At 63.4% G+C, this 11635-nt stretch carries 13 protein-coding genes; 4 read left to right on the top strand and 9 right to left on the bottom strand.

Annotation, left to right across the window (positions count from 1 at the left end; all coding sequences use genetic code 11):
- Positions 1-155: 155 nt before the first annotated feature.
- Positions 156-596, bottom strand: a complete 441-nt coding sequence (locus H7828_RS10925) for an iron-sulfur cluster assembly scaffold protein (protein ID WP_226781059.1) — start codon at positions 594-596, stop codon at positions 156-158.
- Between the two features lie 70 nt (positions 597-666).
- Here H7828_RS10925 and hisI point away from each other — a divergent pair, with 70 nt between their 5' ends.
- Entirely contained in the window at positions 667-1026 is a 360-nt protein-coding gene (gene hisI, locus H7828_RS10920) for a phosphoribosyl-AMP cyclohydrolase (RefSeq protein ID WP_226781058.1), read from the top strand.
- Here the strand turns inward: hisI and gluQRS are convergent.
- The 3 genes from gluQRS to gyrA all read right to left on the bottom strand — a co-directional run bounded on the left by gluQRS (position 1021) and on the right by gyrA (position 6032).
- Positions 1021-1869, bottom strand: a complete 849-nt coding sequence (gluQRS, locus tag H7828_RS10915) for a tRNA glutamyl-Q(34) synthetase GluQRS (protein ID WP_226781057.1) — start codon at positions 1867-1869, stop codon at positions 1021-1023. The genes hisI and gluQRS overlap by 6 nt on opposite strands.
- A complete protein-coding gene (gene trmFO / locus H7828_RS10910) occupies positions 1869-3221 on the bottom strand; it encodes a methylenetetrahydrofolate--tRNA-(uracil(54)-C(5))-methyltransferase (FADH(2)-oxidizing) TrmFO (protein WP_226781056.1) in 1353 nt (450 codons plus the stop codon). The genes gluQRS and trmFO overlap by 1 nt, the downstream gene beginning before the upstream one ends.
- Positions 3222-3302: 81 nt before the next feature.
- Positions 3303-6032 carry a DNA gyrase subunit A gene (gene gyrA / locus H7828_RS10905; RefSeq protein ID WP_226781055.1) on the bottom strand — a complete coding sequence of 910 codons (2730 nt, stop codon included), beginning with the start codon at positions 6030-6032 and terminating at the stop codon, positions 3303-3305.
- 190 nt (positions 6033-6222) lie between these two features.
- Between gyrA and H7828_RS10900 the strand changes: the two genes are divergently transcribed.
- Positions 6223-6492 (top strand): usg protein, encoded by a 270-nt coding sequence (locus tag H7828_RS10900; RefSeq protein ID WP_226781054.1) that lies wholly within the window; start codon positions 6223-6225, stop codon positions 6490-6492.
- A gap of 5 nt (positions 6493-6497) precedes the next feature.
- Here H7828_RS10900 and speE read toward each other — a convergent pair whose 3' ends face one another.
- Positions 6498-7343, bottom strand: a complete 846-nt coding sequence (gene speE, locus H7828_RS10895) for a polyamine aminopropyltransferase (RefSeq protein ID WP_226781053.1) — start codon at positions 7341-7343, stop codon at positions 6498-6500.
- A gap of 100 nt (positions 7344-7443) precedes the next feature.
- Entirely contained in the window at positions 7444-7968 is a 525-nt protein-coding gene (gene speD / locus H7828_RS10890) for an adenosylmethionine decarboxylase (RefSeq protein ID WP_226781052.1), read from the bottom strand.
- A gap of 330 nt (positions 7969-8298) precedes the next feature.
- Between speD and rplM the strand changes: the two genes are divergently transcribed.
- Together rplM and rpsI are read left to right on the top strand one after the other, a co-directional pair.
- Entirely contained in the window at positions 8299-8760 is a 462-nt protein-coding gene (gene rplM / locus H7828_RS10885; RefSeq protein WP_226781051.1) for a 50S ribosomal protein L13, read from the top strand.
- Between the two features lie 2 nt (positions 8761-8762).
- A complete protein-coding gene (rpsI, locus tag H7828_RS10880) occupies positions 8763-9254 on the top strand; it encodes a 30S ribosomal protein S9 (protein WP_226781050.1) in 492 nt (163 codons plus the stop codon).
- Between the two features lie 115 nt (positions 9255-9369).
- Here rpsI and H7828_RS10875 read toward each other — a convergent pair whose 3' ends face one another.
- The 3 genes from H7828_RS10875 to hisF all read right to left on the bottom strand — a co-directional run bounded on the left by H7828_RS10875 (position 9370) and on the right by hisF (position 11543).
- Positions 9370-10260 (bottom strand): hypothetical protein, encoded by an 891-nt coding sequence (locus tag H7828_RS10875; protein ID WP_226781049.1) that lies wholly within the window; start codon positions 10258-10260, stop codon positions 9370-9372.
- Positions 10261-10476: 216 nt separating this feature from the next.
- Entirely contained in the window at positions 10477-10785 is a 309-nt protein-coding gene (locus H7828_RS10870) for a phosphoribosyl-ATP diphosphatase (protein WP_226781048.1), read from the bottom strand.
- Positions 10782-11543, bottom strand: a complete 762-nt coding sequence (gene hisF, locus H7828_RS10865; RefSeq protein ID WP_226781047.1) for an imidazole glycerol phosphate synthase subunit HisF — start codon at positions 11541-11543, stop codon at positions 10782-10784. Before hisF ends, H7828_RS10870 begins: the two co-directional genes overlap by 4 nt.
- Between the last annotated feature and the right edge of the window lie 92 nt (positions 11544-11635).

The raw sequence follows: 11635 nt of genomic DNA, 5'->3' as shown, positions 1-11635 counted from the left end.
CCGCATCCCATGTCCCCAACGAAGATGCGCTGCCTCTGTCCCCAAGATCCGGGTGCCTCAACCCCCGCGATCGCCCGGTGCGAACGAACATGCCACTGACGCCGCCATTCCCCCAGGGAATGCGCGGCGTTTTTTTTGGCTCAAACCGATACGGTTCAGGCGTTCTGGGCCGTCTGCATGGCTTCCAGGGTCGCTTCGAGGGCCAGCATGATCGAAGCGTGGCGGTTCTTGTAATCCTTCGCGGGTTCCAGCACCGACAGCCCGTCGAAGGGCGCATCGGGGGCGGGGCCGCCGGATTTGAGCATGGCCTTCAACTGGTCACGGGCCTGTTCCACCTCGGCCAGGCTGCGTCCGATGATCTGGCTGCCCACCACCGATGCCGCCGCCTGGCCAAGGGCGCAGGCCTTCACGTCTTGGGAAAAGGCGCTGATCCGGCCATCTTCGGTGCACAACTGCACCGAAACCGTCGACCCGCAGAGAGGAGAGCGTTTGCGCGCGCTGGCCTCGGGGTCTGCAAGGGGTGCCGTGTGCGGCATGTTCGCGGCCAGTTCGAGAATCCGCCCCGAATAGAGTTTGATCATGTCGCTGTCGGCCATGGCGCAGGCTTTCGTTTTTGCATCGCTTCCCGTAGATAGCCCCGGCACGCCCCGAAGAAAAGGTGACCCGATGGCATTCGACCCTGACACGCTGCGCTTCGATGCGGCCGGACTGATCCCCTGCATCGCCCAGGAGGCAGAGACGGGCGAGGTTCTGATGCTGGCCTGGATGAACCGCGACGCCGTGGCAAAGACGCTGGAAACCGGGCGCGTGACCTATTGGTCGCGGTCGCGTCAGGCCTTCTGGATCAAGGGCGAAACCAGCGGCCACGTGCAGCATCTGGTCGAACTGCGGCTGGATTGCGACCGTGATTGCCTGTTGGCGCTGGTGCGCCAGGAAGGTCCGGCCTGCCACACCAACCGCCGGTCCTGCTTCTACACGGCCGTGCGCGATGACGCCGAGGTGGAACTGAGCAAGCCGATGCTATAGCCCCACCATCGCCCGGATCTGGGCGGGGCTGGCCCCTTCGGCGCGGAAGGTGGCGATGGCGCGGGCATCGTCACGCTTGGCCAACCGTTTGCCCGCGGCGTCCCGGATCAGGCGGTGATGGTGATAGGCAGGGGTTGGAAGGCCAAGAAGCCTTTGAAGAACAATGTGGATCTGCGTTGCCTCGAACAGGTCGGCGCCGCGTACCACGTCGCTGACCCCCTGCGCGGCATCGTCCAGAACTACCGACAGGTGGTAAGAGGTGCCCATGTCACGGCGCGCCAGAACGACATCGCCCACCTTTGACACAAGATCGCCGGCGCTGATCCGCACGCGCCCGCGATGGGCGGGCAGGGCTGCTTCGTCGAACCAAAGATTGCCGATTCCGTTTATGGCTTTCCGCATGTCCAGCCGCAGGGCCACATCGGCGGGGCGCGCGCCGCTGCGCGAGGCATCGCGGCAGGTGCCGGGATAGACCAGGCCATCGGGCCCCAGAAGCGGCGCGCCCTCTTGCGGGGCCGAAGTGGCGGCGGCGATGTCCTGCCGGGTGCAGGTGCAGGGATAGAGCAGCCCGCGCGCCCAGAGATCATCGAGCGCTGCATCATAGGCGGCATGACGGTCGGACTGGCGCAGGACGGGCAGGGGCCATGTCAGGCCAAGCCAGTGCAGATCGTCATAAATCTGCGCCTCCCAGGCGGGGCGGGCGCGGGACCGGTCGATATCCTCGATCCGCAGAAGGAAGGCGCCGCCCGCCGCCTGGGCCATGTCATGGGCCAGCATGGCGGAATAGGCATGACCCAGGTGCAACGGCCCGGTGGGCGACGGTGCGAAACGGGTGGTGAACATCACGCCGGAAGGGTTTGCGCGTCCAGCCAGCCCTGCCAATCGGACTTGGCGCGGTCGGTATAGGCCTTGTAACGGTCCTTGCGGCCGCGACGGCCCGATTTCAGGCCATCAACCGGGGGGAACAGACCGAAGTTGACGTTCATCGGCTGAAAGGTCTTGGCATCGGCGCCGCCGGTGATGTGATGGACAAGCGCGCCCATGGCCGTTGTGGGCGGCACCTCGGGGATGGAGGTGCCGGTCAACTCGCCAATCGCCAGCCGCGCGGCCAGAAGGCCCATGGCAGCGGATTCGACATAGCCTTCGACCCCGGTGATCTGACCGGCAAAACGGATGTTAGGCCGCGATTTCAGCCGCATCTGGCCATCCAGAAGCGTGGGCGAGTTGAGGAAGGTGTTGCGGTGGATGCCGCCAAGGCGGGCAAAGCGCGCCTCTTCCAGCCCGGGGATCATGCGCAGCACTTCGGTTTGCGCGCCATATTTCATCTTGGTCTGGAAACCGACGATATTGTACAGCGTTCCCAGCTTGTTGTCGCGGCGCAGCTGCACCACGGCATAGGGTTTCACGTCGGGTTGATGGGCGTTGGTCAGGCCGATGGGCTTCATCGGGCCGAAGCGCAGGGTTTCGCGCCCGCGCTCGGCCATCACCTCGATCGGCAGGCAGCCGTCGAAGTAGCCGGCGGTTTCGCCCTCCTTGAAGGCGGTTTTCTCGGCTGCCAGCAGGGCGTCGATGAAGGCCTCGTAGGTGGCCTTGTCCATGGGGCAGTTGAGGTAGGCGGTCCGCTCTTCCTCGGTTTCGCCCTTGTCATAGCGCGACTGCATCCAGGCGCGCGACATGTCGATGCTGTCGGCATGGACGATGGGCGCGATGGCGTCGAAGAAAGCCAGCGCCTCGGTTCCGGTTTCGGCGCGGATCGCCTCGGCCAGGGCGCCCGAGGTCAGGGGGCCGGTGGCGAAGATCCAGTTGCCTTCGGTGGGAAGTGATGTGATTTCCAAGGCTTGCACCGTGATGTTCGGGTGCTGTGTCAATTTCTGCGTCACCGCTTCGGCGAATGGGTCGCGGTCAACGGCGAGGGCGCCACCGGCCGGCAGGCGGTGCCGGTCGGCCATTTCCATGATGATGCCCCCCGCCGCGCGCATTTCCCAGTGCAGCAGGCCAACGGCGTTCTGTTCGCTGTCGTCCGAGCGGAAGGAGTTGGAACAGACCATTTCGGCCAGGTGGCCGGTGCGATGGGCGAAGGTTTCGACCTTGGGGCGCATTTCATGCAGCACGACCTGCAGGCCCGCGTTCGCCGCCTGCCAGGCGGCCTCGGACCCGGCCATGCCGCCGCCGACGATGTTCAGTGTTTTGCTCATGTCACGCGACCTAATGGGCCGGGGCGCCCCTGGAAAGGGCGGGCGCCTCCGGCGGGAGTATTTTTAGCAAGAAAGAGCCGATCAGTCTTCGGCAATCTCGTCTTCGGGCTGTTCGGCGATCCAGGCGACGCTGACCACTTCCTCTCCGGCGCCGGTGTTGAACACCTTGACCCCGCCGGCCCCGCGCGAGCGGAACGAGATCCCCTCGATGGGGACACGGATGGACTGACCGCGCGAGGTGGCCAGCATGATCTGATCATCCATCTCGACCGGGAACGAGGCCACGAGGGTGCCGCCGCGCATCGCCCGGTCCATGGCTGCGACGCCCTGGCCACCGCGCCCGCGCAGGGGATAGTCGTGGCTGGAGCTGAGCTTGCCCGCACCCTTGGAAGTGATGGTGAGGATCAGGTCTTCGGCGGCCGACATCTCGGCGTAACGCTCCTGGGTGAAGTTCTGATCCTCGGCGGCGGCGTCTTCGTCATCGGCTTCGGCATCATCGCCGAGGCCCGCCATGGCGCGGCGCATCTTGAGGTATGTCGTCCGTTCCTCGGGCGTTGCCTCGAAGTGGCGGATCACGGCCATCGAGACGACCTCGTCATCCTTGCCCAGGCGGATGCCGCGCACACCGACCGACGAGCGGCTGTTGAAGATGCGCACTTCCTCGGCCCGGAAGCGGATCGCGCGGCCCATCCGGGTGACCAGCATCACGTTGTCGTCGGGGGCAGCGATGCGCACGTCGATCAGGCGGGTGTCGGCGTGTTCATCCTCGAACTTCATGGCGATCTTGCCGTTCGACTTCACGTTGGTGAAATCGCTCAGCCGGTTGCGCCGCACGGTACCCGCCGAGGTGGCGAAGACCACCTGCAATTCGTCCCAGTCCGCCTCGTCGCGATCCACCGGCATGATGGCGGCAATGGATACGCCCGTGGGAATGGGCAGGATGTTGACGATGGCCTTGCCCTTCGAGGTGCGCCCCCCCAGCGGCAGGCGCCATGTCTTCAGCTTGTAGGCCATGCCATCGGTGGTGAAGAACAGAAGCTGCGTATGGGTGTTGGCCACGAAGAGGGTGGTGACCACGTCCTCGTCCTTGGTCTGCATTCCCGACAGGCCCTTGCCGCCGCGCCGCTGGCTGCGGAATTCGGCAAGCGGCGTGCGCTTGATATAGCCGGACTGGGTGATGGTCACGACCATGTCTTCGCGTTCGATCAGGTCTTCGTCGTCCATGTCGCCCGACCAGTCGACGATCTCGGTCCGGCGCGGCACGGCGAACTGGTCCTTCACCTCCTGCAGCTCGGTCGAGATGATGGCCATGATCCGCTCGCGCGAGCGCAGGATATCGAGGTAATCCTTGATCTTGGCGGCCAGTTCCTCAAGCTCGTCGGTCACTTCCTTGACGCCAAGCTGGGTCAGACGTTGCAGGCGCAGTTCAAGGATGGCACGGGCCTGGGTTTCGGACAGGTTATAGGTGCCATCGTCATTCATGGTGTGGCTGGGGTCGTCGATCAGCCGGATGAATGGGGCGATCTCCTCGGCGGGCCAGGGGCGTTCCATCAGCTTCTGACGGGCTTCGGCGGCATCCATCGAGGCGCGGATCGTCGCCACCACCTCATCGACGTTCGAAACGGCCACGGCCAGACCACAGAGGATATGGCTGCGCTCGCGCGCCTTGCGCAATTCGAATGCCGTGCGCCGGGCGACAACCTCTTCGCGGAAGCCGATGAAATAGGTCAGGAAATCCCGCAGGGTCAGCTGCTCGGGGCGGCCACCGTTCAGGGCCAGCATGTTGCAGCCGAACGAGGTTTGCATCTGGGTGAAGCGGAACAGCTGGTTCAGCACGACATCGGGTGTGGCGTCGCGCTTCAGTTCGATCACCACGCGCACGCCGACGCGGTCGGATTCGTCCTGCACGGCCGAGATGCCTTCCAGCTTCTTCTCGCGTACCAGTTCGGCGATCCGCTCGATCATCGCGGCCTTGTTCACCTGGTAGGGAATCTCATCCAGAACAATGGCATAGCGGTCTTTGCGGATCTCCTCGATCCGGGTCTTGGCGCGGATGATGACGCTGCCGCGCCCCTCGGTATAGGCCTTGCGCGCCCCCGAACGGCCCAGGATGATGCCGCCGGTGGGGAAATCGGGGGCGGGCACGATCTCCATCAGCTGTTCCGACGACAGGTCGGGGTCTTCGATCAGCGCCAGGGTGGCATCCACCACCTCGCCCAGGTTGTGGGGCGGAATGTTGGTGGCCATGCCCACGGCGATACCGCCGGCACCATTGACCAACATGTTCGGGAAGCGGGCGGGCAGGACGGTGGGTTCGCGATCCTTGCCGTCGTAGTTGTCCTGGAAGTTGACGGTGTCCTTCTCGATGTCGGCCAGAAGGGCGGCGGCGGGCTTGTCCATCCGCACTTCGGTGTATCGCATGGCGGCGGCGTTATCGCCATCCATGGAGCCGAAGTTGCCCTGACCGTCGAGCAGCGGCAGCGACATCGAGAAATCCTGCGCCATCCGCACCAGCGCCTCGTAGATCGCGCTGTCGCCGTGGGGGTGGTATTTGCCCATCACGTCGCCCACGGGGCGGGCCGATTTGCGATAGCTCTTGTCGTGGGTGTTGCCGGTTTCATGCATCGCGAAAAGAATGCGCCGGTGCACCGGTTTCAGCCCGTCGCGCAGGTCGGGAATGGCCCGGCTGACGATTACGGACATGGCATAATCAAGGAAGGACGAGCGCATCTCGTCGGCGATGGAAATCACCTCGCCATGATAGACGGGCTTTTCATCATCGTTTTCAGGGGTTTCTGGCGTGTCGTTCACGTTGGCCGCTGCTCCCTCGGGCTTCTCTATATCTTGTTGTCGGTCTTATATCCCAGCATGGATATTGCGTGCAATGGGGCGGGGGGGATTCAACAAGCAGCCAGAGAGGGCGAGTGACAACATGCTGTTTTCATTGAAAATTAAAACCGCTGTGGCATGATTTGGGAACAGGCAGCAAAAAAGGTGCATCATGCAGATGTCGGAAACGGAAATGATGTTGAAGGGCTATGGCCTCACGACCGCTGAAATGTTCTATCGGATGCCGGATTTCACCAGTGTCCTCAATACCTTCATCTGGCAGGACTATGATCTTGCGCCCGATCATCCGCGATTGTTCAAGTTCATCGAGTTCTGGCGCAACGAAATCGAGGGCGCGCTGCACTCGGTCCGCTTCACCCACCGCAAGATGATCGCGCCGGGGCAATGGCGCAACGTGCAGGGCGAATTCACCCTGCACTGATGGGCCTAGGGCATAAGGCGCGCGACATAGCCGGGCAGGGCGAAGGCGGCCAGGTGCACCTCGGGGGTATAGTAGTCGCTGGCGATCCCGGCGGCGGCGAAGCGGTCGCGCAACTGCGTCAGCGTGACCTGGCGCGCGCTGCCGTCGGTGCCCCAGCCAAAGGCCATCGGCCCGCCCGCGTAGGTGGGCACCGTGGCCAGGTAGCAGGTGGCGTCGGAAAACAGGGCGCGGAAGGCGCGCATGGTGTTGGTCAGCTCCTCGCCCTGCAGGAAGGGCACGCCGTTCTGCGTCACCAGAATGCCCCCCGGCGCCAGCGCCCGCCTGGCGTGGCCATAGAAGGTGTCGGTAAACAGAACCTCGCCGGGGCCCACCGGATCGGTGGAGTCGACGATGATCACGTCGAAACGCTCGGCCGTCTCGCGCATGTAGTCGGCGCCGTCGGCAATGGTCAGATGCAGGCGCGGATCGTCGAAGGCACCGGCCGAGATGCCCGGCAGGTACTGGCGTGAAAAATCCACCACCCCGGCGTCGATCTCGATCATGGTGACATGTTCGACCGAGGCATGGCGCAGCACCTCGCGCGCCATGCCGCCGTCACCACCGCCGATGATCAGCACCCGGCGCGCGGCACCGTGGGCCAGGATCGGCACATGGGTCAGCATCTCGTGATAGATGAAATTGTCGCCCTCGGTCACCTGTACCACGTCGTCCAGCGTGAGGATCCGCCCGAAGGTCGGGTTCTCGAACACCCGCAGGCGCTGGTGATCGGTCTCGCTGTCATACAGAACCCGGTCCTCGCGCAGCGCCTGGGCATGGTCGGCGTGCAGGGTCTCGATGCTCCAACCCTTCATCCTGTCTCTCCTCGATACGGAAAACAGGGGCCGGTTCGCACCACCCCCTGCTCTTTCTTGCTGAAAATACTCATCTTCTGGCCCGACACCGGCCAAGGGATCAGGCGGCGGCGGTTTCGTTCACCAGGCCGTCACCGCGCAGCAATTCCTTTACCCGCACGTCGTCGGTGTGGAAGGCCGCCTTCAGAACCTCGACCGCGCGCCAGGGGTTGGCATCGCCGCACATGAACACGTCGAAGGCACCATAGCCGATCTCGGGCCAAGTGTGCACCGAGATGTGGCTTTCGGCCAGAACCGCCACGCCGCTCACGCCCTGAGGCGAAAACTTGTGGGTGTGGATATGCAACAGGGTGGCCCCGCAGAGTTCTACGGAATCGCGGAAGGCCTGCTGGATCCGCGCCTCGTCGTCCAGGCCGTGACCGTCCACCACCTCGATGATCAGGTGCGTGCCGGCAAAGACCTTGCCATCGCGGCGGATGAAGTGATCCTCGCGATCCGCATCAAGAACGTCACGGGTGGCCGTTTTCGGTGTGTCGATATTCGCGGCATCGAAGCCGCGGGTGTCTTCCGCGTGGGCGCCAGTCTCCAGACCGATCCCCAGTTGGAAGAGGTTGGAGCCGTCCATGGCGTTCCCCTTCGTTCCAGTAGATTGAAATCCGTGGTCCCTTAGCGCCCCCCCGTCGCCGGGGTTGGGATCGGTCCCGCATGAATTGCCGCATCTAGGGGCCATGAGGCCACCACGCAACCCCCTTTTTCCGGCGCGCCCGGATTTTTCGCCGCAAAGGGGCAGGGGAGCCGCCCTGAAGGTGGGGTATCTTGATACCTTATTTTCAAGTCATTGTTTTTGCGCTAAATTATTCAGCACATCACGATTGACTGTGCCGCGCAAACCCTTAGAACACGGCCATCCCGTGAGGGCGCAGGTCGCCCACGCAAATTCTCGACAGGACAGATCATGAAAACCTTTACCGCGACCCCGGCGGATATCGACAAGCAGTGGATCCTGATCGACGCCGAGGGCGTCGTTCTGGGCCGTCTTGCCTCGATCATCGCCATGCGTCTGCGCGGCAAGCACAAGCCGAGCTTCACCCCGCACATGGACATGGGCGACAACGTCATCGTCATCAATGCCGACAAGATCCAGCTGACCGGCAACAAGCGTGACAAGCCGAACTACTGGCACACCGGTTATCCGGGCGGCATCAAGTCGCGCACCACCGGCCAGATCCTCGACGGCAAGTTCCCCGAGCGCGTTGTGACCATGGCCGTCAAGCGCATGCTGCCCGGCGGCAAGCTGAGCCGTCAGCAGATGACCAACCTGCGCGTTTACGCCTCGGCGGATCACCCGCACGAAGCGCAGAACCCCACCGTTCTGGACGTCAAAGCCCTGAACAAGAAAAACACCCGGAGCGCATGAGCATGGCCGACGAAATCAAATCCCTGGACGAGCTGAACGCCGCCGTGTCCGGCAGCGATCTGGCCGTTGCCAACGACGCCCCCGTGCACGAACAGGTGCGCGACGAACTGGGCCGCTCCTATGCCACCGGCAAGCGCAAGGATGCGGTCGCCCGCGTCTGGATCAAGCCGGGCTCGGGCAAGGTCACCGTCAACGGCAAGGACCAGTCCGAGTACTTCGCCCGCCCGGTGCTGCGCCTGATCCTGCGCCAGCCCTTCCAGGTCACCAATGTCGAAGGCCAGTTCGATGTCGTGGCAACCGTCAAGGGCGGTGGCCTTTCCGGCCAGGCCGGCGCGGTCAAGCACGGTGTGTCGAAGGCGCTGCAGCTTTACGATCCGTCCCTGCGCGGCGCCCTGAAGGCCGCCGGTTTCCTGACCCGCGACAGCCGCGTGGTGGAACGCAAGAAGTACGGCAAGGCCAAGGCCCGCAAGAGCTTCCAGTTCTCCAAGCGCTGAGGCATTCGCCACGGTCAGAGAAAAGAAAAAGCGCAGTTTCGACTGCGCTTTTTTTGTTTTCCTGTTCGGGCAGCGCAGCAGTGGCAAGCCACGCCGCCCGGAGAATGGGGCAGGGTCAGAGAACGGCTTCGTCTTCGAATTCGTCCATGTCCTCCTCGTCGGAAACGTCGTCGGCTTCTTCGCGTTCGATCATCAGGGCCAGCATCAGTTCTTCGCCGGCATCCAGATCTTCCATGGTCGCGATGGCATCGTCGTAGGCGGCGACCATCGCGTCGGTGTCGGCGAAACCCTCGTCGGGCGCGTCGACGCGGAATGCTTCCTGCGGCACGCCGTCGTAATCATTCTGGTAGAACACCACCGATTCCACCGCGGTGACATCGCCGCCGATCTGTTCGAAGTAATTGGCGAAGTTCTCGAAGGTGGGTTCGGTGCCTTCCGGGAGAACAGGAATATTGTATTCGTTGTTTTCCGGTTCGTCGGCCAGGATGAAATACCCCCCAAGAGGGTTGTCATTGCCGTCGAAGTCGTAGCCAAAGAACACTTTGTCATAAGTCGGCTCTTCCGGTTCTTCCGGTTCCTCGGGTTCTTGCGGGTCGCCGGACACGCCCTTGATCGAACCTGAATCGGTGGTGGTCGAAGTGGCGCGGATACCGAATATGTCGATGCTGTCCAGGCTGTCGATGTCCAGCGACACCTTCAGGGTCTCACCCTCGGACAGGAAGGTTTCCTTGTCTTCACCCTCGCGGCCCAGGCCAGGTTTACTGAGCGCGACTGCCTCGTCCCACTGGACCTTTTCACCCTCATAGGTCGAACCGGCGCCATTCATGTTCAGCGATCCCTTGAGCGCCTCGCTGGCGCCCGAGTAATCGTCATCTCCATAATAGATGGCATTCACGTCCATCGCGCCTTCGTTGACGGTGATATCGGCGAAAAAGGCACCGTTCTCTTCATAGATGGTAACGGTATACGACAGGTTATCTTCTTGATATTGGAAGACCTTGCTCATGCTCTGGCTCCTGAAAAGGGGTATTCGTCACGGATCGGACAAGGAATTGTCGCCAATATCTCACCAGCAAGGTATGGCTTGGCACAGTTTGGCAATGCAGCGAAATTTCGTACCACGGAATTCTCGATCCGGGAAGAACTCAATTAGAGACACATTGTTTACAATTGGCCATCGGATTGAATGGCGCGGCAAAGCGGGTGATCTAGGTGGCTGGAATCAGCGCGCCGCTTTTTCGGCGATGCCGCTGGTGCCTTCGCGGCGGGCCAGTTCGGATTCGACATCCTCAAGGGTCAGGTCGTGCGCGGCCAGCATGACCAGCAGGTGATACAGCACGTCTGCCGCTTCGCTGGTCAGGCGCGCGCGATCGCCCTTCACCGCCTCGATGATCGCCTCGATGGCTTCTTCCCCGAACTTTTCGGCGCATTTCCCGGGGCCCTTGGCCAGCAGCTTTGCCGTCCAGGACGATTCGGGGTCGGCGGATTTGCGGGCGGCGATGGTTTCGGCCAGGCGGTGCAGGGCAGTCATGACAGCCTCATGGGGATGCCGGCGGCGGCCATGTGGGCCTTGGCCTGACCGATGGTGAAATCGCCGAAGTGAAAGATCGACGCGGCCAGAACCGCGCTGGCGCCACCCATGGTCACGCCTTCCACCAGGTGATCCAGCGTGCCCACCCCGCCCGAGGCGATGACCGGAACACTGACCGCGTCCGAGATTGCCCGCGTCAGCGGCAGGTTGAACCCGGCGCGCGTGCCGTCCCGGTCCATCGAGGTCAGCAGGATTTCCCCCGCGCCCTTCGCGGCGACGGTGCGGGCGAAATCCACCGCGTCAATCCCGGTGGGGCGGCGGCCTCCGTGGGTGAAGATCTCCCACTTGCCGGGGGCGACCGTCTTGGCGTCGATGGCCACGACGATGCACTGGCTGCCGAACCGCTCGGCGCTGCGGGCCACCACGTCGGGGTCGGCCACGGCGGCCGAGTTGAACGACACCTTGTCGGCCCCCGCCAGCAGTAGCTTGCGCACATCCTCGGGGGTGCGCACGCCACCGCCCACCGTCAGCGGCATGAAGCAGTGTTCGGCCGTGCGCGTGACCAGGTCGAACATGGTGTCGCGGTTGTCTTCGGTGGCCAGGATGTCGAGAAAGCACAACTCGTCCGCGCCGGCCGCGTCATAGGCGATGGCGGCCTCGACCGGGTCGCCGGCATCGATCAGGTCGACAAAGTTCACGCCCTTCACCACGCGCCCTTCGGCCACGTCGAGACAGGGGATGATGCGGGTTTTCAGCATGGGACATCCGGGTTCTGGTGGTTTGGCGCGGTGATACCGGGGAACGCCCCGCAAGGCCAGCCGCAACTGAAGCTGACGCAAATGTGTGCGCC

The organism is Oceaniglobus trochenteri, assembly GCF_020529025.1.
GTDB lineage: Bacteria > Pseudomonadota > Alphaproteobacteria > Rhodobacterales > Rhodobacteraceae > Oceaniglobus > Oceaniglobus trochenteri.
The sequence above is the reverse complement of the archived record's forward strand: the minus strand, read 5'-3'. Positions and strand labels throughout refer to the sequence as shown.